Annotated in this window: 15 protein-coding genes; 6 read left to right on the forward strand and 9 right to left on the reverse strand. The window is 71.4% G+C overall.

Annotated features, from left to right (window positions below; genetic code table 11):
• Positions 1–5 precede the first annotated feature (5 nt).
• From dapB to eccD, 5 genes are all read right to left on the reverse strand, one after another.
• Positions 6–758 carry a 4-hydroxy-tetrahydrodipicolinate reductase gene (gene dapB, locus OG357_RS10355; protein ID WP_329620880.1) on the reverse strand — a complete coding sequence of 251 codons (753 nt, stop codon included), beginning with the start codon at positions 756–758 and terminating at the stop codon, positions 6–8.
• A gap of 29 nt (positions 759–787) precedes the next feature.
• Entirely contained in the window at positions 788–2,167 is a 1,380-nt protein-coding gene (locus tag OG357_RS10360; protein WP_329620881.1) for a M16 family metallopeptidase, read from the reverse strand.
• Positions 2,164–4,380, reverse strand: a complete 2,217-nt coding sequence (locus OG357_RS10365; RefSeq protein ID WP_329620882.1) for a polyribonucleotide nucleotidyltransferase — start codon at positions 4,378–4,380, stop codon at positions 2,164–2,166. The genes OG357_RS10360 and OG357_RS10365 overlap by 4 nt, the downstream gene beginning before the upstream one ends.
• A 281-nt stretch (positions 4,381–4,661) precedes the next feature.
• Entirely contained in the window at positions 4,662–4,952 is a 291-nt protein-coding gene (gene rpsO / locus OG357_RS10370) for a 30S ribosomal protein S15 (protein ID WP_024758243.1), read from the reverse strand.
• Between the two features lie 203 nt (positions 4,953–5,155).
• Complete coding sequence (gene eccD / locus OG357_RS10375) at positions 5,156–6,634, reverse strand: type VII secretion integral membrane protein EccD (RefSeq protein WP_329620883.1); 1,479 nt, start codon at positions 6,632–6,634, stop codon at positions 5,156–5,158.
• A gap of 184 nt (positions 6,635–6,818) precedes the next feature.
• On the opposite strand from eccD, the gene eccCa reads away from it, so the two are divergent.
• Together eccCa and OG357_RS10385 are read left to right on the forward strand one after the other, a co-directional pair.
• Positions 6,819–10,772, forward strand: coding sequence for a type VII secretion protein EccCa (eccCa, locus tag OG357_RS10380; protein WP_329620884.1), 3,954 nt, complete (start codon positions 6,819–6,821; stop codon positions 10,770–10,772).
• A gap of 78 nt (positions 10,773–10,850) precedes the next feature.
• The gene (locus OG357_RS10385) at positions 10,851–11,150 is read left to right on the forward strand and encodes a DUF397 domain-containing protein (protein WP_443066659.1); all 300 of its coding nucleotides are present in this window, start codon (positions 10,851–10,853) and stop codon (positions 11,148–11,150) included.
• Between the two features lie 66 nt (positions 11,151–11,216).
• Here the strand turns inward: OG357_RS10385 and OG357_RS10390 are convergent, their stop codons facing one another.
• The 4 genes from OG357_RS10390 to eccB all read right to left on the reverse strand — a co-directional run bounded on the left by OG357_RS10390 (position 11,217) and on the right by eccB (position 14,918).
• A complete protein-coding gene (locus OG357_RS10390) occupies positions 11,217–11,504 on the reverse strand; it encodes a WXG100 family type VII secretion target (RefSeq protein ID WP_317599698.1) in 288 nt (95 codons plus the stop codon).
• 47 nt (positions 11,505–11,551) lie between these two features.
• Positions 11,552–11,899: a WXG100 family type VII secretion target gene (locus OG357_RS10395; RefSeq protein WP_329620885.1), complete on the reverse strand. Its 348-nt coding sequence runs from the start codon at positions 11,897–11,899 to the stop codon at positions 11,552–11,554.
• A gap of 190 nt (positions 11,900–12,089) precedes the next feature.
• Positions 12,090–13,349, reverse strand: a complete 1,260-nt coding sequence (mycP, locus tag OG357_RS10400) for a type VII secretion-associated serine protease mycosin (protein ID WP_329620886.1) — start codon at positions 13,347–13,349, stop codon at positions 12,090–12,092.
• Positions 13,350–13,361: 12 nt separating this feature from the next.
• Positions 13,362–14,918: a type VII secretion protein EccB gene (gene eccB / locus OG357_RS10405; protein ID WP_329620887.1), complete on the reverse strand. Its 1,557-nt coding sequence runs from the start codon at positions 14,916–14,918 to the stop codon at positions 13,362–13,364.
• Between the two features lie 190 nt (positions 14,919–15,108).
• Between eccB and eccE the strand changes: the two genes are divergently transcribed.
• The 4 genes from eccE to OG357_RS10425 all read left to right on the forward strand — a co-directional run bounded on the left by eccE (position 15,109) and on the right by OG357_RS10425 (position 22,718).
• Positions 15,109–16,413 (forward strand): type VII secretion protein EccE, encoded by a 1,305-nt coding sequence (gene eccE / locus OG357_RS10410; protein ID WP_329625554.1) that lies wholly within the window; start codon positions 15,109–15,111, stop codon positions 16,411–16,413.
• Positions 16,413–17,219: a hypothetical protein gene (locus OG357_RS10415; RefSeq protein WP_329620888.1), complete on the forward strand. Its 807-nt coding sequence runs from the start codon at positions 16,413–16,415 to the stop codon at positions 17,217–17,219. Before eccE ends, OG357_RS10415 begins: the two co-directional genes overlap by 1 nt.
• Positions 17,220–17,435: 216 nt before the next feature.
• Positions 17,436–20,681 carry an SCO5717 family growth-regulating ATPase gene (locus tag OG357_RS10420; protein WP_329620889.1) on the forward strand — a complete coding sequence of 1,082 codons (3,246 nt, stop codon included), beginning with the start codon at positions 17,436–17,438 and terminating at the stop codon, positions 20,679–20,681.
• 180 nt (positions 20,682–20,861) lie between these two features.
• The gene (locus OG357_RS10425; protein WP_329620890.1) at positions 20,862–22,718 is read left to right on the forward strand and encodes an ABC transporter substrate-binding protein; all 1,857 of its coding nucleotides are present in this window, start codon (positions 20,862–20,864) and stop codon (positions 22,716–22,718) included.

The raw sequence follows: 22,718 nt of genomic DNA on the forward strand, positions 1-22,718 counted from the left end.
GGCCGTCAGCCCAGGTCCAGGAAGTGCTCCAGGCCGAAGGTGAGGCCCGGGGCGGTGGTCACGCGGCGGGCGCCCAGGAGGATGCCCGGCATGAAGCTGGAGTGGTGCAGCGAGTCGTGGCGGACGGTGAGGGTCTCGCCCTCGCCGCCGAGCAGGACCTCCTGGTGGGCGAGGAGGCCCGCCAGGCGTACGGAGTGGACGCGGACGCCGTCGACGTCGGCGCCGCGCGCTCCCTCCAGGGCCGTCGCGGTGGCGTCCGGCTGGGCGCCGAGGCCGGCCTCGGCGCGGGCCGCGGCGATCAGCTGAGCCGTACGGGTGGCGGTGCCCGAGGGGGCGTCCACCTTGTGCGGGTGGTGCAGCTCGACGACCTCGACCGACTCGAAGTACGGGGCCGCGATCTGGGCGAACTTCATGGTGAGGACCGCACCGATGGAGAAGTTCGGCGCGATGAGGACGCCGGTCTCCGGGGAGCCCGCGAGCCAGGTCCGCAGCTGCGCGAGGCGCTCCTCGGTCCAGCCGGTGGTGCCGACCACCGCGTGGATGCCGTGGCGCACGCAGAAGTCGAGGTTGTCCATCACCGAGGCAGGGGTGGTCAGCTCGACGACGACCTGGGCGCCCGCCTCGACGAGCGTCTCCAGCTTGTCGCCCCGGCCGAGGGCGGCGACCAGTTCCATGTCCTCGGCGGCTTCGACGGCCCTGACCGCCTCGGAGCCGATACGGCCCTGGGCTCCGAGGACCGCCACGCGCAGCTTGCTCATTGCTCTGATTCCTTAAGAGGGCTCGGGGGTCAGGAGACCGCTTGGTGGAGGCGGTCCGCCTGCTTGTCCTTCAGCGGTCCTATCACCGACAGGGAGGGCCGCTGGTCCAGTACATCGCGGGCGACCGCCCGGACGTCGTCCGGGGTGACCTCGGCGATCCGGGTGAGCATGTCGTCGACCGACATCTGGGTGCCCCAGCACAGCTCGCTCTTGCCGATGCGGTTCATGAGCGCGCCGGTGTCCTCGAGACCGAGGACGGTCGAGCCGCGGAGCTGGCCGACGGCGCGGACGATCTCCTCGTCCGTGAGTCCCTCGGACGCGACCTTGTCGAGCTCGTCCCGGCAGATCCTCAGCACGTCGTGGACCTGGTTCGGGCGGCAGCCCGCGTACACCCCGAAGAGGCCGCAGTCGGCGAAGCCCGAGGTGTACGAGTACACGCTGTAGGCCAGGCCGCGCTTCTCGCGGACCTCCTGGAAGAGGCGGGAGGACATGCCGCCGCCGAGGGCGGTGTTCAGCACGCCGAGGGCCCAGCGGCGCTCGTCGGTGCGGGCCAGGCCCGGCATGCCGAGGACCACGTGGGCCTGCTCGGTCCTGCGGTTCAGGTGCTCGACGCGGCCCGCCGTACGGATGACGCGCCGGCCGTCGCGGGGGGCGACGGGGACGGCGTCGGTACGGGTCAGGGCGCCGGCCTTCTCGAAGGCGCGGCGGACCTGGCGGACCACCGTGGCGTGGTCGACGTTGCCCGCGGCGGCGACGACCAGGTGGGTCGGGTCGTAGTGCTTCTTGTAGAAGCGGGCGATCTGGCCGCGGGTGAGGGCGTTGACCGTGTCGACGGTGCCGAGGACCGGGCGGCCCAGCGGGGTGTCGCCGAACATCGTCTGCGCGAACAGGTCGTGCACGACGTCGCCGGGGTCGTCCTCGGTCATCGCGATCTCTTCGAGGATGACTCCCCGCTCGGCGTTCACGTCCTCTTCGAGGACGAGCGCGCCGGTGAGCATGTCGCAGACGACGTCGATCGCCAGCGGCAGGTCGGTGTCGAGGACCCGGGCGTAGTAGCAGGTGTACTCCTTCGCCGTGAAGGCGTTCATCTCGCCGCCGACCGCGTCGATCGCGGCGGAGATGTCGAGGGCGGACCGCTTGTGGGTGCCCTTGAAGAGGAGGTGTTCCAGGTAGTGGGTGGCGCCGTTGAGGCTCGGCGTCTCGTCGCGGGAGCCGACGTGCGCCCAGATGCCGAAGGTGGCGGAGCGCACGGAGGGCAGGGTCTCCGTGACGATCCGCAGGCCGCCGGGGAGGGTCGTGCGACGGACCGTGCCGATGCCGTCCTTGCCCGGGAGAAGCGTTTGGGTACGGGCGACGGCCCGCCCCTCCGAAGAGGGGCGGGCCGTCGTCACGGAACTACGGGACGTCACTGGTCGGTGTCGTCCTTCGCGTCAGCAGCGTCCTCGTCCGCGATCACGGGGATCAGGGAGAGCTTGCCGCGCTGGTCGATCTCGGCGATCTCGACCTGGACCTTGGAGCCGATCGCGAGCACGTCCTCGACGTTCTCCACGCGCTTGCCACCGGCGAGCTTGCGGATCTGCGAGATGTGCAGCAGACCGTCCTTGCCGGGCATCAGGGAGACGAACGCACCGAAGGTGGTGGTCTTGACGACCGTACCCAGGTAGCGCTCGCCGACCTCCGGCATGGTCGGGTTGGCGATCGCGTTGATCGTGGCGCGGGCGGCCTCGGCCTGCGAGCCCTGCTGGGCACCGATGTAGATGGTGCCGTCGTCCTCGATCGTGATGTCGGCGCCGGTGTCCTCCTGGATCTGGTTGATCATCTTGCCCTTGGGGCCGATGACCTCACCGATCTTGTCCACCGGGATCTTGACGGTGATGATGCGCGGCGCGTTCGGGGACATCTCGTCCGGAACGTCGATCGCCTCGTTCATCACGTCGAGGATGTGCAGACGCGCGTCACGGGCCTGCTTCAGCGCGGCGGCCAGGACCGAGGCGGGGATGCCGTCGAGCTTGGTGTCGAGCTGGAGCGCGGTCACGAACTGCTTCGTACCGGCGACCTTGAAGTCCATGTCGCCGAACGCGTCCTCGGCACCGAGGATGTCCGTGAGGGCGACGTAGTGCGTCTTGCCGTCGATCTCCTCGGAGATCAGACCCATGGCGATACCGGCGACGGCGGCCTTGAGGGGCACACCGGCGTTCAGCAGGGACATGGTGGAGGCGCAGACCGAGCCCATGGACGTCGAGCCGTTGGAGCCGAGGGCCTCGGACACCTGACGGATCGCGTAGGGGAACTCCTCGCGGGTCGGGAGGACCGGCACGATGGCGCGCTCGGCGAGCGCGCCGTGGCCGATCTCGCGGCGCTTGGGCGAGCCCACGCGGCCGGTCTCGCCGACGGAGTACGGCGGGAAGTTGTAGTTGTGCATGTAGCGCTTGCGGGTCACCGGGGAGAGGGTGTCCAGCTGCTGCTCCATGCGGAGCATGTTGAGGGTGGTGACGCCCAGGATCTGGGTCTCGCCACGCTCGAACAGCGCCGAGCCGTGCACGCGCGGGATGGCCTCGACCTCGGCCGCGAGCGTACGGATGTCCGTGAGGCCACGGCCGTCGATGCGGACCTTGTCCTTGATGACGCGCTCGCGGACCAGCTTCTTGGTCAGCGCGCGGTAGGCACCGGCGATCTCCTTCTCGCGGCCCTCGAAGGCCGGGAGAAGCTTCTCGGCGGCGAGCTCCTTGATGCGGTCGAGCTCGGCCTCGCGGTCCTGCTTGCCGGCGATGGTGAGCGCCTTGGTGAGCTCACCCTTGACGGCGGCGGTGAGCGCCTCCAGGACGTCGTCCTGGTAGTCCAGGAAGACCGGGAACTCGCCGGTGGGCTTGGCGGCCTTGGCGGCGAGGTCCGACTGGGCCTTGCAGAGCGTCTTGATGAAGGGCTTCGCGGCTTCGAGGCCGGCGGCGACGATCTCCTCGGTGGGAGCCTCCGCGCCGTCCGCGACGAGCTGGATGGTCTTCTCGGTGGCCTCGGCCTCGACCATCATGATCGCGACGTCGCCGTCCTCCAGGACGCGACCGGCGACCACCATGTCGAAGACCGCGTCCTCGAGCTCGGTGTGCGTCGGGAAGGCGACCCACTGGCCCTTGATCAGGGCGACGCGGGTGGCGCCGATGGGGCCGGAGAAGGGCAGGCCCGCCAGGATCGTGGAAGCGGAGGCGGCGTTGATCGCGACCACGTCGTAGAGGTGGTCGGGGTTGAGCGCCATGATCGTCTCGACGATCTGGATCTCGTTGCGCAGGCCCTTCTTGAAGGAAGGGCGCAGCGGGCGGTCGATCAGGCGGCAGGTGAGGATCGCGTCCTCGGAGGGGCGGCCCTCCCGGCGGAAGAAGGAGCCGGGGATCTTGCCGGCCGCGTACTGCCGCTCCTCGACGTCCACCGTGAGAGGGAAGAAGTCGAGCTGGTCCTTGGGGCGCTTCGAGGCGGTGGTCGCCGAGAGGACCATCGTGTCGTCGTCCAGGTAGGCGACGGCGGAGCCGGCGGCCTGCTTGGCGAGACGGCCCGTCTCGAAGCGGATGGTGCGGGTACCGAAGGTGCCGTTGTCGATGACGGCCTCGGCGTAGTGGGTCTCGTTCTCCACTAGTGGTTTCTCCTACGTGTTCGTCTTTGCGTCCGGGGCCCGTGTGGCCGGGGACGGTGTCGACGGGGCGGAGAGACGCGCCTTGGGTGCGGGCCGGTCTTCGATCGAAGCACCCGGCATCTTCCGGGGGCCACTACCGAGGACCGGCGGCGAGCCGGCGGCTCCTCGCTCGTCCGTCGTATGGGGTTGTGCGACCAGACTAAGTGCCTGTGTGCACTTTGTGCACGTACAGCAAAGGGAGCGGCCCCCTGAAAGTGGGAACCGCTCCCTTCACGGCGTCCTTACTTGGCGCCGCCGGCCGCACCGCGGCGGATGCCGAGGCGGTCGACCAGGGCACGGAAGCGCTGGATGTCCTTCTTGGCCAAGTACTGCAGCAGGCGGCGGCGCTGGCCGACCAGGATCAGCAGACCACGACGGGAGTGGTGGTCGTGCTTGTGCTGCTTGAGGTGCTCGGTCAGGTCCGAGATGCGACGGGAGAGCATGGCGACCTGGACCTCGGGAGAGCCGGTGTCGCCCTCCTTCTGGCCGAACTCGGTCATGATCTGCTTCTTGACAGCGGCGTCGAGAGCCACGCTGATCTCCTCTTAGGTGTTCGTGCGTCCGCGAGTGCCCCTGGTCTAGATCTCAGGGGAAGCTTCCGTGACTCGGCGGGCGAAGGTCCGATGGGCGCAGCTTCCAGAGGCTTTCCCGACCAGGTCGGGGGTCTTCCGGGAGCGCGTACACAAACGGCCGTCACACAGCGTACCAGTTCGGCGGAGCCCGACCGCGCGCGGTGCTATTTGCTGGTGAGGGAGCGGACCGCCATGAAGACGTCGAGCACGGCGAGACAGAGGGGGACGAGGGAGAGGAGGACGAAGCCCTCGGCGAGGTCGAGGAGGCGGCCCCAGAAGGGCGAGAGGCCCTTCTTCGGGATGATCAGGCCGATGGCGGTGATCAGCGCGGCGCCGGCGGCGACGGCGACGGTGAGCCAGATCGTACGGATGTCGAGGCCGCCGCGGTCCCCGTACATGAGGAGGTCCTTGACCAGGTCGAGCGGCGGGTTGAGGGAGAGGCCGAGGACGAGCAGCGCGATGGCGGCGATGCCGGCGACCAGGACGCAGGCGACCTGCGAGGTGTAGCGGAAGAGGCGGGCGCGGAGCAGCATCGCCAGGCCCGAGGCGAGGGCGAGGAACTGGCCCCAGAGGTTTCCGGCGAAGCCGAGGACCGCGGCGGAGCCGACGACGACGGCCGCGCAGCCGCCGACCAGGCCGAGGAGCATCTCGTGGCCGCGGCGGGCCTGGAGCGCGATGCGCTCGCCGTCGACGGCGCGGTCCTCGTCGTTGTTCTGCTGCTGCGATTCGCCGAGGAACTCGTCGTCGGCGGCGCTGCGCGGGGCGGCGTAGCCGATGGGGAGCCGGGCGAAGCGGGCGGAGAGGCCGGGCAGGAAGGCGACCATGCCGATGGCGACGGGGGCGCAGACGGCGGCGGTCTCCGTCGCGGTGCTCTCGGTGAGGATCATCACGAAGGTGGCGAGGGTGCCGACGGTCGCGAGGAAGGTCGCCGCGACGAAGGGGGCGTCTCCGCTCGGGGTGAGCGCGACGAGGGCCACGGAGGCGACGAGGACGGTGACGCAGCCCAGCAGGAACTGGAGGCGGCCGGGGCCCTCCGTCGCGCCGGGGGCGACGATGCCGGAGCCCGCGATGAGCAGCAGCGGCAGGGCGCCGAGGCCCAGGGCGACGGCGGTCGCCCGGTCCGCGTAGACGCGGGCCCGGACGCCTGCGAAGGCGGTGAGGAGGAAGCCCGCGGCGCCCGCGATGATCCCGGGCAGGCTGTGCATGTCGTGGCGGATCGGGTCCGCGAACCAGAGCACGAAGCCCATGAGCACGAGCAGCAGGACGCCGCCGACGAGACCGGCGCCGCGCAGCAGCTCGTCGCCCCAGAGGTGCCGGTCGCGGGTGACGGCGGAGGCGACGGCGTCGGAGACGTCGTCGTAGACCGCCGGCGGCAGGGACTGCGCGAAGGGGCGCAGGGAGAGCACCTCGCCGTCGAGGACCTGCTGGGCGGCGAGGGTGCGGGCGCCGTCGAGGACGGACCCGTCGCGGCGCACCAGGTGGTAGCCGGTCGGGGTGCCCGCCGTTTGCGTCTGCCCGGTGAGCCGCAGGATCTCCGGGTAGACGTCGGCGACGGCGATGTCCTCCGGGAGCGCGACGTCGATGCGGCTGTCCGGCGCCACGACGGTGACGCGGCAGAAACCGGTCGCTGCGGTCGTACTCACGTGTCTGGACCCCCTGATTCGCGGTTGCGCACGATGCGCGCGCCACCCTACCGGGGACGGCCGGTGGGGGCTGCAAGTAGGATCGCCGTCCCATGGGGGAAGTCCGCGCGCCCGGCCGCCGACCGGGGTGCCGGCGCGGAAGCTCCCGCCACGAGCCCGCCTCCTACGAGGGATTGATGCGCCGGTGAGCCAGATCGTCGTCAAACGCCCGCCGAGGGCGCTTCCGCCGGAAGTGCCCGGTGAGGAACTCGTCCTGGAGTCTCCGCCGGAACTTCCGCGGGGGCAGCAGGAGTCGGCGTTGATGCAGCTCCTGCCGATGCTCGGCATGGGTTCCTCGGTGGTCTTCTTCTTCATGACGCCGTCGGCGATCATGAAGATCATGGGCACGCTGATGCTGGTGTCGACGATCGCGATGGCCGTCGCCCAGTTCGTCAGATTCCGTCGCGGTACGCAGGGGCAAATGGCCGATGTCCGCCGCGACTACCTCAAATACCTCGCGCAGACCCGTCGTACGGTCCGGCGCACGGCGCGCAAGCAGCGGGACGCGCAGCTGTATCTGCACCCCTCCCCCGAGCAGTTGTGGTCGGTCGTGGCCGAGGGCTCGCGGGTGTGGGAGCGCCGGGTGGGCGACCACGACTTCGGGCAGGCGCGGATCGGGCTCGGGGCGCAGCAGTTGGCGACGGCGCTCGTGGCGCCGGACACGGCTCCGGTGGACGAGCTGGAGCCGCTGTGCGCGGGTGCGATGCAGCAGTTCCTCGCGGTGCACGGCACGTTGGACGGGCTGCCGATGGCGGTCTCGATGCGGGCGTTCTACCACGTGACGGTGTCGGGTGAGCCCGAGTCGGCGCAGGCGGCGGCGCGTGCTCTCGTGGCGCAGCTGGTGACGCTGCACTCCCCCGACGACCTGATGCTCGCGGTGGTCGCTGCGCGGGCTTCGCAGGAGCGGTGGGACTGGACGAAGTGGCTGCCGCACACGCAGGTGCCCGGGCAGGTCGACGGGGCCGGTACGAAGCGGCTGTTCGGTGACGACCTGGGCGAACTGGAGAACCTGGTCCGGTCGAAGCTGGACGGGCGGCCCCGGTTCTCCCGGGACAACCAGCCGGTCCTGGACCAGCCGCACGTGGTCGTGGTCCTGGACGGCGGGATGGTGCCGCCGGACTCGCTGCTCGCGGCGGCCGAGGGTCTTCAGGGCGTGACGATCGTGGAGGTCGTCTCGGGCGAGCTCGACGAGCCGCGCGGTGGTCTTTCGGTGGTGGTACGGCCGGGGCGGCTGAGTCTGGAGTTCGGCGGCGGCTTCGCGTACGAGGGGGTGCCGGACGGCATCTCGCTGCCGGCGGCCGAGGCGCTGGCCCGGCAGCTGGCTCCGCTGCGAATGGGCGGCGGGGACGACGACGAGCCGCTGCTCGCCAATCTGGACTTCACCGACCTGCTGAACCTCGGGGACGCGGAGTCGGTGGACGTGGCACGGACGTGGCGGCCGCGGACGGTCGCCGAGCGGCTCCGGGTGCCGATCGGTGTCGGCGAGGACGGCCAGCCGGTCATGCTGGACCTTAAGGAGGCCGCGCAGGAGGGCATGGGCCCGCACGGTCTGTGCGTGGGCGCGACGGGTTCCGGCAAGTCGGAGCTGCTGCGGACGCTCGTCCTCGGTCTCGCGGTGACGCACTCCTCGGAGACGCTGAACTTCGTCCTCGCGGACTTCAAGGGTGGTGCGACCTTCGCGGGTATGTCCCAGATGCCGCACGTGGCGGCGGTCATCACCAACCTGTCGGACGACCTGACGCTGGTCGACCGCATGGGCGACGCGATCCGCGGCGAGCTGCAGCGCCGTCAGGAGCTGCTGCGGTCGGCGGGCAACTACGCCAACATCCACGACTACGAGAAGGCGCGGGCGGCGGGTGCTCCGCTGGAGCCGCTGGCCTCGCTGGTCCTGGTGATCGACGAGTTCTCGGAACTCCTCACCGCCAAGCCGGACTTCATCGACATGTTCATCCAGATCGGCCGGATCGGCCGTTCGCTGGGTGTGCATCTGCTGCTCGCCTCGCAGCGCCTGGAGGAGGGCAAGCTGCGGGGCCTCGACACGTACCTCTCGTACCGGATCGGTCTGCGGACCTTCTCGGCGGCGGAGTCGCGGACGGCTATCGGTGTGCCGGACGCGTACCACCTGCCGTCGGTGCCCGGTTCGGGCTATCTGAAGTTCGGTACGGACGAGATGACCCGCTTCAAGGCGGCGTACGTCTCGGGGACGCACCGGTCGGGCGGGCCTCGTCTGGAGATCGGGCAGCTGCCGGTGGAGCGGCGGCCCGCGCTGTTCACGGCGTCGCCGGTGCCCGTGGTGTACGCGGCCCCGGACCCGGCCTACCTCACGGCGCAGCGTGCCGAGGAGGACGACGCGCTCGCGGACACGGTCCTCGACGTGATCGTGCGGCGTCTGGAGGGTCAGGGCGTGCCGGCGCACCAGGTGTGGCTGCCGCCGCTCGACCAGGCGCCCTCGCTCGACCAGCTGCTTCCCGGGCTCGCGCAGACGGCGGACCGGGGGCTCACGGCGACGGAGTACACGCGTCAGGGCGGGCTCACGGTGCCGCTCGGGCTCATCGACAAGCCGTTCGAGCAGCGGCGTGAGGTGCTGTACCGGGACTTCTCCGGCGCGGCCGGTCACATGATGGTGGTCGGCGGTCCGCAGTCCGGCAAGTCGACGCTGATGCGGACGCTCGTCTCGTCGTTCGCGCTCACCCACACCCCGGCCGAAGTGCAGTTCTACTGCCTGGACTTCGGCGGTGGCGGCATGATCTCGCTCGCCGATCTGCCGCATGTCGGCGGGGTGGCGTCGCGACTCGACCCGGAGCGGGTGCGGCGTACGGTCGCGGAGGTCCTGGGGGTCCTCAACCGCCGTGAGGAGTTCTTCCGTTCGCACTCCATCGACTCGATGACGACCTACCGGCGCAAGCGGGCCGCGGGTGAACTGCCGGGCGAGGCCTGGGGCGACGTCTTCCTGGTCGTGGACGGCTGGGGCGGCTTCCGCAACGACTACGACACGCTGGAGCCGATCGTCTCCGACATCGCCGCGCGCGGTCTGGGCTACGGCATCCACGTGGTGATCACCGCCTCCCGGTACATGGAGGTGCGGGCGGCGCTCAAGGACCAGATGCTGGGCCGGCTCGAACTGCGGCTCGGTGACGTCATGGACTCCGAGTTCGACCGCAAGGTCGCGGCGAACGTGCCGCCCGGGGTGCCGGGGCGCGGCCAGGTGGCGGAGAAGCTGCACTTCATGGGCGCGCTGCCGCGGATCGACGGATCGAGCTCGGGTGCCGATCTCTCGGAGGGCACGGCGGCGTTCGTCCAGGCCGTGCGGGCGAGCTGGACCGGGGCTCCGGCCCCGGCGGTGCGGCTCCTGCCGCGCAGGCTGCCGGCGGAGCAGTTGCCGAAGGGCTTCGAGTACCCGCAGCACGGCATCGCGATCGGCATCGACGAGACGAACCTGGAACCGGTGTTCGTCGACTTCGAGTCGGATCCGTTCTTCCTGGTCTTCGGTGAGAGCGAGTCCGGCAAGACGGGGCTGCTCCGGCTGATCGCCAAGCAGCTGTGCGAGCGGTACACGCCGGAGCAGGCGCGGATCGTGGTGGGCGACTACCGGCGGACGATGCTGGAGGCGGTCGCGCCCTCGCACCTCCTGGAGTACGCGCCGATGGCGTCGGCCATGCAGATGCACATGGAGGCCATCAACACGGTGATGACGAAGCGGGCGCCCAAGCCGGACATCACGCCGCAGCAGCTGCGCGACCGGAGCTGGTGGACGGGGCCTCAGCTGTTCGTGCTGATCGACGACTTCGAGCTGGTGGCCACCAACTCGGGCAACCCGCTGGCGGTCCTCGTCGAGAACCTGCCGTTCGCGCGGGACGTCGGCATCCGGTTCATCGTGGCGCGCAACCAGGCCGGTGCCTCACGGGCGATGTACGAGCCGTTCATGCAGCGCATGAGGGAGCTGGGCGCGCAGGGCGTGATCCTCTCCGGCGATCCGCAGGAGGGCGACATCCTCGGCAGTGTCCGGGCGCGGCCGATGCCTCCGGGCCGGGCCACGTTCGTCTCGCGCAAGCGGGGGACGCCGCTGGTGCAGCTGGGCTGGCTGCCGGAACAGCACTGAGTGATTTCCCGCCGTTCGGGTGCGGCGGTCCCACTACTGTGGAAGGGACCGCCGTACCACCGCGAAGGGAAAGCGCCGATGACCGACGCACAGGCCACCACCACCGACGACTCCCCGGTGAGCGCCGCCGACAGCGCCCGTGCCGCCGAGAAGCAGCGGCAGAAGGACGAGCTGTACGCGCTCGACATCTCCGGCGTCGAGTGGGAGGGCGCTCCGGGGACCAGTCCGGACGAGGAGCGGGTGGAGATCGCGCGGCTGCCCGAGGGGGCGGTGGCGATGCGTTCGTCGCTCGACAAGGAGACGGTGCTGCGCTACACGAAGGCCGAGTGGGACGCGTTCGTCCTCGGCGCCAGGGACGGCGAGTTCGACCTGCGGTAGCCAGGGATACGCGTGAGGGGGTGGCCCGTCGGAACGGGCCACCCCCTCACGTGCGTCCGCGGGATGTCACATGCGGAACCGGGCGGCGTTGCCCCGGTCGGTGTCCTGGTAGCCGGCGACCGACTCGTCCAGGAGCTGGGCGATGCGCGCCAGGTCCTGGTTCATGCCGGCCATGTCGCGGGTCAGGCGGTCCTGCGTCTCGCGGTACGCGATCTTGGCCTCACCCTCCCAGTTGTTGGCGACGCGGTTGACCTCGGCCATGAGGTCGTCCAGCTTCTGGGTGAGCGTGGTGGAGGTCAGGCGGGTGTCGGCCGCCGCCTGCGTCACGGTGTCGTAATTGACCGCAGTGGTCATGGTGTTGACTCCTGAAGTGAGAGTGGCGCGGAGGACTGGTGAGTGGCTCAGACGCCGAGGATGGCGCTCTGGCCGCCGCCGCCCGCGCCGCCGCTTTCGTCCATCGTGCGGAAGGACCGCAGGCGGTCCTCCTCCTCGCGCGAGAACCCGTCGGCGCTCATGCGCATCATCTCTTCGAGCTTGGAGAGCTCGGCGCGCATGCTGCGCAGACGCTGGTTCAGGTCGTTCTGAACCCGGTCGTACTCCTTGCTCGCAGCGCCCTGCCAGCCCGCCTGGACGCGGTCGACCACGCCATTGAGGTTGGTGATGCGGGACTGGAGCTCGTCGGAGAAGTCCTGGATCCGGCCTGCGAGCCGAACTTGTTCGGCACTGGTTACGTTCAGGTCTTTCGACATCTTGCCCCTTCTTCCTTCGGTGGCTTCGACGGCCGGGCCGTCGGGCCTTCCGCTCGTGATGCGGACGGGAATCTTCTGATGCCGCCCCCGTGCTGGGTTCGCACTGCCGTGCCCCCGACGGTCACTTTAGCCATTGACGGCGGCAGTTCCAACTGCAAAGGAGGGACCGGATACTTGGCCGGTGGGCCTTTCAACGAACCCCCCTTCTGCGGCGGCTGTCGCGGATCACGGTGGCGGTCCCGGCGACCACGGCCACCAGCACACCTCCGATCCCCAACGCATAGGTGGCGAGCCGTTCGGAGCGCTCCTGGGGAGTCTCCGACAGCGCCAGGCGGGCAGGCTCGGGCGCCGGCGGTTTGGGCGGGCCGGGATCGGGCGTGGGCGCGGAGGGCGGCGTCCCCGGCGGTGCGTCGGCGAGCGCCTTGACCGGGTCGACCACCCCCCAACCGACGTAGTCGTCACGGCCGTTGACGGAACGGACGGCGGTCTGCTCGATCCGGGCGACGATCTGGGCGGCGGACCATTCCGGGTACCTGGCCTTGAGGAGGGCGGCGACGCCGGCGACGTACGGGGCGGAGAAGCTCGTACCGTTGTCGACGCACTGACCGCCGCCGGGGACGGTGGAGACCATGTCGACGCCGGGGGCGGCGATGCCCACCATGGGGCCGGCCTGGGAGAAGTCGGCCCGTTCGTTGTTCCGGTCGGAGGAGGCGACGGCCAGGACCCCGGGGAAGGCGGCCGGGTAGGTCTTCTTGCGCTTGCCGTCCATGCCGTCGTTGCCGGCGGAGGCGACGACCACGATCTTCTTCTCGATCGCCTTGGCGATGGCGACGGCCATGGGCGAGTCGGCTTCGAGGGACCGGCTGGTGTCCTGCGAGATGTTGATGACGTTCGCGCCCTTGGCGACGGCCCAGTCGATCGCCTTGGCCATCGTGTCGGACTTGCCGCTGTTCTTCTCGTCGTTCTGGCGGATCGGGATGATCGTCGCCTCGGGTGCGAGGCCGACGAATCCGGTGCCCTTGCCGGGGCGGGCCGCGATGATGCCGGCGACCTTGGTGCCGTGGCCGACGTCGTCGACGGTGCCGTCGGTCTTGCCGCGCTTCTCGTCGCCGAAGCCGGGGTTCTTCGGGTCGGGCTTGAGAAAGTCCTTGCCCGCCTTGGCGTCGACGGCGTCGCGCAGCTGTGGGTTGACGTCGTCGACCCCGGTGTCGATGACGGCGACCCTGACGCCCTTGCCCTTGGTGTGCTGCCAGAGCTCGTCGAGGAGGACCCGCTGGAGCGGCCAGGGGGTGCCCTCGATCTGCTTCTTCATGGGGAAGGTGCACTCGCCGCTGCCGTCGAGGGCCCAGGGATCCGGTCCGGGCGCCACCGCCGCCGCGGGCGCCGCGAGCAGGCCCGTCAGGGTGGCGGCGGTCAGCAGGGCGGCCGCCGTGCGATACGTCGTCGTCACCGGTGCCACCCCCTAGGAACCCTGCGGCTGACGCGCGCTGTTGGTGTCGAGTCGCGGACCCTTCGACAGGAACTCCGACCATTCGATCGGGACGAGGACCGGCATGACCTTCTCGTAGCCCAGACGCTTCTGGGCCTCGGAGGGTTCCGGGCGTCCGTCGGCCTGCTTCTCCTGGTCCCCGGTGCCGATCTCGGAACGGGCGGCGTCGCTGTCGCCGTTGGCCTGGACGGCATAGCGCAGGCCGGTGTCGGTGACGAGGAAGAGGGAGCCGTCGGGCGTCTTCTGCTGCCCCTGGCCCTGGAACTGGGTGTAGAGCAGGCCGCTGCCCGGGGTGACGTACGTGCTGGTGCCGCCGGCCGTGATCTCGGCGGGGTACTCGGGGCCCGCCCAGGTGACGAGGGTCGTCCCGCCCTTCTCGTCGACGTCGGTGAGGACGCTGCAGACGGTGTCGCGGGCGCCCTCGCCGGTGGCGGTGTTGACCTGCTTCGCCTGCTTCTGCGGCCAGCGCGCCTTGCCGTTGAAGACGGTCGGGTCGGGCACGAAGGACGAGGAGTCGACGGTGGCGGCCTTGCCGTCCATGTCGAGGACGCCGGTCTCCGGGGAGCTGATGAGGAGCGAGGCGGTGAACGCGGAGACGGGCTGGACCCTGCCGGGCAGCACGACGTAGTGCTGGGGCCCGGAGCCGGTCTGGCCGAGGAGCACCATCCCGACCCGGTTCTCGCTCCCGATGAGGTTGGCACCCGGGATGTCGGCGGCGTCGCCGACCTTGCCGCCGATGCCCGCGAGGCTCGGGAAGTCGATCGCGTCGCCGGTCTTCAGGGTGGCGAGCCAGTCGTCGGTGACGGGCTGCGGCTTGCCGAGGCCGACGAGGACGGTGAGCAGTCCGGCGCGCTCGGCCTTCACCGGGTACTTGGTTCCGGTGTGGTCGACGAGGAACTGGGCGGCGCCCTTCTGGCCCTTGACGTACAGGACGTCCCCGTCGCCGAGCTTGTTCGCGCCCTCGGTGCGCTTGAGGTCGCGCTTGGCGAAGAGGAAGGTCGCCTTCTGGACGCTGGCGCCCTTGCCGCCGCCGGGCTGCTCGCAGACGGCCCAGCGCTTCTCCGTGCCCGCGTCGTCCGCGGCGGGCAGCCGGTCGGGGGCGTAGGGGATGCCGAGGATCGGGCCGCGCTGCTTGTCCTCGTCGAGCTTCTTGTCGCTGACCTGTACGACCTGGAACTGGTCGGGGTTGAGCAGGAGCCGGGCGGAGGCGAGGTTGAGGACGGGGTGCAGGAGCGTCTTGGCGTCCTTGCCCTTGCCCGTCTCCAGGACGACGTACCGGGTCGTCGACTGCTTGCCGACGATCACCCGGGTGCCGGGGACGTCCCAGCCCTTCGGTGCCTGCGGGCTGAACATGCCCCAGGCGCCGAAGCCGGCCATGACCAGCGCACCGACGATGAGGCCGGGGATGATGGCGCGCAGCGGCCTCGGTGCCCCCTCCTCCGTGCCGGAGGGCGAGGGTTGGAGGAATGCCGCCACCGTGCGCTTCTTCGCAAAGGTGTACGCGTTGAGCTCGTCCCGGCGCGATGCCATGAGTCCCCATTCTCGTCAGGCGCAGTCTTCGCGCGGGGTCCGGGGGATGTGACACCCGGGCCCCGGCTGTCGGACCGGCCCCCTACTATGCCTGCTGTCCCGTGGTGTTCGTGGGGCGGGTAGGGTGATCCGGCCGCCAAAGCCCTGGCGGGCCAGGGCGATCGGGACGAATTGAGGGGGATTCTCCATGATGGCTTCCGCCACGCGGACGCGGCCCGGCGCGGCCACACCTTCCGCACCCCCTTCCACGGGATCCGTTTCCTCGGTCTCACCGAGGCTCCAGGCACGTCCCGGACACTTCGGTTCGTTCCGATTGCAACAGCTCGTACTGATAGAGGTGGCGGCGGCGTTGCTCGCCGTCGCCTGGGTCGTGGACCAGCTGATGCTGGTGCCCGCGGGCGTGGTCGCCCTCGTGCTCGTCCTGCTGGCGCTCGTACGCCGGCACCGGCGGTCGCTGCCCGAGTGGCTCGGCACCTTCCTCGCGCTGCGCGCCCGGTCGCGCCGGGCGGCCTCCTTCGCCGTGCCGGAGGGCACGGAGCCGGGGCTCGCGCCGGTCGTGGAGTGCGACCCGGCGCTGCGGACGTACGCGTACAGCGACCGTGACCGGCGGCCGGTCGGGATGATCGGCGACGGCACCTTCCTGACCGCCGTGCTGCGGGTCGAGTCGGACGGCACGGCGCTGCGGCCGGACCGCGGGGCGCGACCGCTGCCCGTCGGGCTCGTGCGGGACGTGCTGAGCGTGGACGGCATCCGGCTGGAGTCGGCGCAGATCGTGCAGCACACGCAGCCCGCTCCCGCGCCGCATCTGCCGGCGCAGTCGATGGCCGCGCGCAACTACGGCCCGCTCCAGGCACAGACGGGTTCGCCCGCGGTGCGGATCACCTGGATCGCGCTCAAGCTCGACCCCGAGCTGTGCCCGGAGGCGGTCGCCGCGCGCGGCGGCGGCATGACGGGCGCGCAGAAGTGCGTGGTGCGGGCGGCCGACCAGCTGGCGAGCCGCCTCGCGGGCGCCGGATTCCGGGCGAGCGTGCTGACCGAGCAGGAGCTGACCTCGGCGATCGCGACCTCGACCTGTGCGAGCCCGATGGCGATCGCGCAGGCGGGCCGCGGGCAGGCGCAGGCGCGGCGGACGCAGGAGACCGCGCGGACCTGGCGGGTCGACGACCGGCGCCACACGACGTACTGGGTGGGGCGCTGGCCCCAGTTGGGCGGTCCCGGCGGCAGCGCGGGCGCCTCGATGCCGCAGCTGGTGGCCCTGCTGACCTCGCTGCCCGCGCTCGCGACGACGTTCAGCCTGACGCTCAGCGGCGGGGACCGGCAGGAGGTGACGGTGACCGGACACGTGCGGATCACCGGGCGCAGCGACGAGGAACTGGTCGCCGCGCGGCACGAACTGGAGCGCGCGGCGCGCGGAGTGCGGACGGGCCTGGTGCGGCTCGACCGGGAACAGGTGCCGGGCATGCTCGCGACGCTGCCGCTGGGGGGTGCGCGCTGATGTCCCACGCCTCTCCTTTCGGTACGTCGTCGGGTTCCGGTGCGCCGTCCTCCCGCCGTGACTCCCGCTCCTCGCGCGCTTCCGGGCGTACGGGGCGGGACGCGCGGCCCCGGTTCGGTTTCGGGCTCGTCGGGCCGCGCCGCGACCGGCACTCCGTACCCCTCGATCAGCTCGACGCGCTGGCCCTGCCCGTCGGGGACGACGGCGTGGTGATCGGGGTGGACGCCGAGAGCCGGCCCGCCGTCCTCGGCATCAACCGGCCCGTCCCGTACGACATCACGCTCATCGGCGGTCTGTGGACCGCCCAGGTGCTCGCGCTGCGCGCGGCCGCCACCGGCGCTCGCGTGGCCGTCGAGACCGGCCGCGCCCAGGCGTGGACCCCCCTCGCGCAGGCGGCGGGCGGCGGCCAGCCGTGCGTCTCGCTGCACGACGTGGGCCGGGTGCCGCCGCAGGGCGCCTCGGCGGGCAGCCCGGTGGTCGTGGTGCGCGACTGCGGCATGCGGCCGCCGCGCGGCCGTGTCGTGTCGGCGCCCTGGCAGTCGGTCGTGACGCTGCTCCCGTATCTGAGCCCGGTCGCGCCCCGTCTCCTGGAGAAGTCCTCGCTGGTCGGCGTCCAGCGGGTCTCCCCGGACGAGGCCACGCAGATCGGCCGCATCATGGGCCTCCCGCGCCACGAGTACGAGGCGCTGTCGACGCTCGCGGACGGGGTGACCCTGTGGTGCACGCCGGGCGACCGGCAGTTCGTGATGACACAGGCGACGGACGCCGAGACCGGATTGTTGGGCGGGGCGCGCAGAATGGACTGAGCGGCACGAAGTCGTTCAAGTACGTCCGTTTTTGCATGGATTTGAACGGTCGGGGTTCTCACTCTGCGACGCGACCGGGTCACTTGGGGGCTTGACCCGGTCGGAACGGCTGTCGCCGAGCGGCTGCCGGGCCTGCCCGCGGGATGCCGCGCCGATTAGGCTGGAAGAGCCCCGCCCACAACGGCACAAGGGTGCTCGACCACACCAGGAGGCAAAGTGAACGGCGATCGCGACGAGATCCACGGGGGTTGGAATCCACCCGCCGACGATCAGTCCGACGCGGATCCCGCCGAGATGACGGGTGAGTTCACCATCGACTACACCCCGCCCGCCTGGTACACGCAGAACGCGTCGGGCGGTGCGGCGGCGGGCGGTGCCACTCCCCCGCCGCCGAGCGGGGCGCCGGTCGCGGTGCCCGGTCTCCCGGCGGGCAGCGGCTTCGAGCCCGGGTGGGGCGGCGCGCAGCAGCCGGTGGCGCCGGTGAGCCCTGTGGCTCCGGTGGCTCCTGTCGCTCCGGTGACTCCGGTGGCTCCGATGACGCCCGTGGCGCCGGTGGCGCCGGTGGCGCCGGTGGCGCCGGTGGCGCCTGTCATGGGTACGCCGGAGCTGCCGGTCGCGGTGTCGCCCGCGCCCCTGCCCGTACCTGCACCCGCGCCCGCGCCTCTGCCGATTCCCGCCCCCGCGCCCGAGACGCCCGCGGCGGCGAGCGCCGGGGCCGGTGAGCCGTTCGGCGGTGGCGACGTGGAGAGCGGCGCGACCATGCGCTTCTCTCCCGGCTCGCTCAAGCGCGAGATGGCCGAGCGCTCGGCCGCGGCGAAGGCCGCGCGGGGCGAGGCCGCCGGCGGGGAAGCTTCCGGTACGGATGGTGCCGAGGCGCCGGGAGCCGTCGAGGTCGACGCCTCCGCCGGTGGGACGACGGCCGACGTGGCCGCGACGGTGGACGCGACGAGCTCGGACGACGTGGTGACGGCCGCGCCCGACGCCGACGGCGAGACGACGGACACCCCGTCGGCCCCCGCGGCGGCCGAGACCGACACCGACGCTGATGCTGCTGCTGTGGCCGACGCGGACAGCGGTACGGAGCACGGCATCGTCGCCGCACCGGCCGTGAACCCCGAGGCCACCGACGCCCCGGCTCCGGGAGCCTTCCCGGACGCCGCGCCCCAGCCCGACGCCGCTCCGGCGCCCTTCCCCGGCGCCGCGCAGCCCGACTTCGCCCCCGCGGCCCCCGGACCGCTCCCGGGTGCCGTGCCCCAGGCCGAGCAGGCTCACGGGGCCTACCCGCCCGCCGCCCCGCAGGGCGGGGCGGGTCTGCCGCCGCTGCCGCCGTCGTTCCAGCCGGCCGCGCCCGCGCCCGCGCAGCAGTGGCCCGCGCCGCCGGTTCCGGGTGCCCAGCCGGTGCCCCAGGCCGCGCCGCTGCCGCCCACCGCCGAGTGGTCCGCCCCGGTGGCGCCCGCCGCCCCCGCTCCCGTACCGCCGCAGGCTCCCGTGGCACCGCAGGCTCCGGGTGCGTACGGATATCCGCAGCCCGGCGCCGTCCCCCCGCAGGCCCATCAGGGCGGCGGCTACGGCTTCCCGCACCCCGGTACTCCTCCGCAGGCGCCGCAGGGTGGCTACGGCTTCCCGCAGCAGCAGCCCGGCACTCCCCCGCAGCCGCCGCAGGGCGGTTACGGCTACCCGCAGCAGCAGCCCGGTGGTGTGCCGCCGCAGGCTCAGGCCGCAGACGGGTACGGCTACCCGCACCCCGGCGCCGTACCGCCGCAGGAGGCGCAGCCGCCCGTCGACCCGCGGACCGGGGCCGCCTGGCCCTCGCCCGTGATGCACGATCAGCGCGAGCGGTCCGTGCCGGGCGCCCCCCTCGGTTACAACGCGGCCGTGGAGCTGTCCTCCGACCGTCTCCTTCGGAACAACAAGCAGAAGCCGAAGTCGAGCCGTAACCCCAGCGGCGCGGCCGCCCGCTTCAAGCTCGGCGGCAAGAAGGAAGAAGCGGAGCGGCAGCGGAAGCTGGAGCTGATCCGTACGCCCGTCCTCTCCTGCTACCGGATCGCGGTCATCTCGCTCAAGGGCGGTGTCGGCAAGACCACGACGACGACCGCGCTCGGCGCGACCCTGGCGACCGAGCGGCAGGACAAGATCCTGGCGATCGACGCCAACCCGGACGCCGGCACCCTCGGCCGCCGCGTGCGGCGCGAGACCGGGGCGACCATCCGCGACCTGGTGCAGGCGATCCCGTACCTGAACTCGTACATGGACATCCGCCGGTTCACCTCGCAGGCGCCGTCCGGTCTGGAGATCCTCGCCAACGACGTGGACCCGGCCGTCTCGACGACGTTCAACGACGAGGACTACCGGCGGGCGATCGACGTCCTCGGCAAGCAGTACCCGATCATCCTCACGGACTCGGGTACGGGTCTGCTGTACAGCGCCATGCGGGGCGTGCTCGACCTCGCCGATCAGCTGATCATCATCTCCACGCCCTCCGTGGACGGCGCGTCCAGCGCGTCGACGACGCTGGACTGGCTCTCCGCGCACGGTTACGCGGACCTGGTGCAGCGCTCGATCACGGTCATCTCGGGTGTCCGCGAGACCGGCAAGATGATCAAGGTCGAGGACATCGTGCAGCACTTCCAGACCCGCTGCCGCGGTGTCGTGGTCGTGCCCTTCGACGAGCACCTGTCGGCCGGCGCCGAGGTGGACCTCGACATGATGCGGCCGAAGACGCGCGAGGCGTACTTCCACCTGTCGGCGATGGTGGCCGAGGACTTCGTCCGCGCGCAGCAGGTGCAGGGGCTGTGGACCGGCGACGGCCAGGGCGGGCTGCCTCCGCACATGGCCCCGCCGATGCCGGGCCAGCCGGGGCAGGAGCAGTACGCGCCGGGGCAGCCCGCGCCCGGACAGTTCCCGCCCGGCCAGCCGATGCCCGGTCAGCCCATGCCCGGACAGTTCCCGCCCGGCCAGCCGATGCCGGGGCAGCCCGCGCCCGGACAGTACGCACCCGGGCAGCCGATGCCGGGTCAGGCCACCCCGGGTCAGCCCATGCCGGGGCAGTACGCGCCCGGGCAGCCCGCGCCGGGTCAGCCGTACGCGCCCCAGGCGCCGCAGCCCGGACAGCCGTACCCGGCGCAGCCGCAGCAGCCGTACGCCCCGCAGGCGTACCCCCAGCCGGGTCAGCCGATGCCGGGTCAGCCGATGCCCGGGCAGTACGCGCCGGGCCAGTACGCGCCGGGGCAGCCGGCACCCGGTCAGCCGTACCCGGCCCAGGCCCCGCAGCCCTATCCGCAGCAGCCCGGCCAGCCGGGACAGCCGGGGCAGGCAGGCCGGACAGGTCAGGCCGGCGTGCCGCAGGCCTGGCAACAGCAGCAGCCGCCGCAGGATCCGGCACAGCCCCAGGCCGGGCAGCCGCTGCCCCCGCAGGCCGACCCCCAGGGGCCTCCGCAGGCTCCGCCAGCCCCTCAGCAGTAAGGCGTCACAGGCTTAGACCAATGAGGCTCCGTATCGGCCGTCCGATACGGGGCCTCTTGGCATTCCCGCAGTCCACAAGGGGTTTGAGGCATCGTTGACGCGGTCGGCCCCCGCTGATAGACCTTCGCTTCACCAGTTGGCGCCCCCAAGATCCACGACACGAGGTCACGTCCTATGGTCATGGTCACGAAGGTCCCTTCCCGTCCGGCCGCCCCCCGAAGACTCCTCCGGCTGTTTCTCGCCACGGGCGTCGCCGCCACCGCGCTCGCGGCCGTCCCCCAGGCCGCTCAGGCGGCGCCCTCCGCGGACGGCGACTCCAAGAGCGGCGGCGCCACCCTCACGGTGGCCGTCTCGCAGAGCATCGACTCGCTGAGCCCGTTCCTCGCCCAGAAGCTCACCTCGACCAGCATCCACCGGCTGGCGTACGAGTACCTCACCAACTACGACGCCAAGGACGCCCGGACGGTCCCGGGCCTGGCGACCGCGTGGTCGCCGTCGGCCGACAAGCTGACGTGGACGTACACGATCCGCGAGGACTCAAAGTGGTCCGACGGGAAGCCGGCCACGGCCGAGGACGCGGCCTGGACCTTCAACAAGATGATGACCGACCCGAACGCCGCCACCGCGAACGGCAGCTTCACGGCCAACTTCAAGAAGGTCACCGCCACCGACCCGAAGACGCTCGTCATCGAGCTCAAGAAGCCGCAGGCGACGATGACGGCGCTCGACGTGCCGATCGTGCCGAAGCACGTCTGGGAGAAGGTCGGCGACTTCTCGAAGTTCAACAACGACCAGCAGTTCCCGATCGTCGGCAACGGCCCCTTCGTCATCACCGACTTCAAGGTCGACCAGTACATCAAGCTCAAGCCGAACAAGACGTTCTGGCGGGGCGCACCCAAGTTCGACGAGCTGGTGTTCAAGTACTACAAGGACGGTGACGCCGCCGTCGCCGCGCTCCAGAAGGGCGAGGTGTCCTTCGTCCCGAATCTGACGCCCGCCCAGGCGGCGGCGCTGAAGACGCAGAAGGACATCAAGGTGAACGACGCGCCCGGCCGGCGCTTCTTCGCCATCGCCACCAACCCGGGCGCCCGCTCCCAGGACGGCAAGACCTTCGGCAACGGCCACAAGGCGCTGCTCGACCCGGCCGTGCGCAAGGCGCTCTTCCTCGCGGTCGACCGGACGACCATCGTCGACAAGGTCTTCCAGGGACACGCCGTCGAGGGCGAGGGGTACATCCCGCCGCGCTTCGGCTCGTACTTCTGGAAGCCGGAGGCCACGCAGAAGCGGGCGTACGACCCGGCCGCGGCTTCGACGGTCCTCGACGCCGCCGGGTACAGGAAGAACGCCGACGGCAAGCGGGTCGGCAAGGACGGCAAGGCGCTGGACTTCCGCATCCTCTGTCACGCCACCGACCCGAACGACAAGGCGATCGGCAAGTACCTCCAGGAGTGGTGGGGCGAGCTCGGCATCGGGCTGAAGGTCGAATGCCTGGACAGCGTCTCCGACCCGTGGGTCAAGGGCGACTACGACCTCGCCTTCGACGGCTGGTCGGTCAACCCCGACCCGGACTACGTCCTGTCGATCCACACCTGCGGCACGCTGCCGGCGACGCCGAAGGACAGCGGCGCCACCGACAACTTCATCTGCGACAAGGAGTTCGACACGCTCTACGCGCAGCAGGCGGTGGAGTACGACGCCGCCAAGCGGGCGGATCTGGTCAAGCGGATGCAGTCCCGGCTGTACGACACGGGGTACATGAACATCATGGCCTACCCGAACGCCCTGGAGGCGTACCGCACGGACCAGATCAAGTCCATCACGACCATGCCGGAGGCCGCCGGCAACCTGTGGGGACAGGACGGCTACTGGAGCTGGTGGTCGGCCGTGCCCACCGCCTCGGCCTCGGCGTCCGGTGACGAGGACGGCGGCTCGTCCACCGGACTGATCATCGGCATCGGCGCGGCCGCGATCGTCATCGTCGGCGTGGGCGTCTGGGCCGCCCGGCGCCGCCGCACCACCGCCGACGACCGCGAGTAG

It is taken from the genome of Streptomyces sp. NBC_01255, from assembly GCF_036226445.1.
GTDB lineage: Bacteria > Actinomycetota > Actinomycetes > Streptomycetales > Streptomycetaceae > Streptomyces.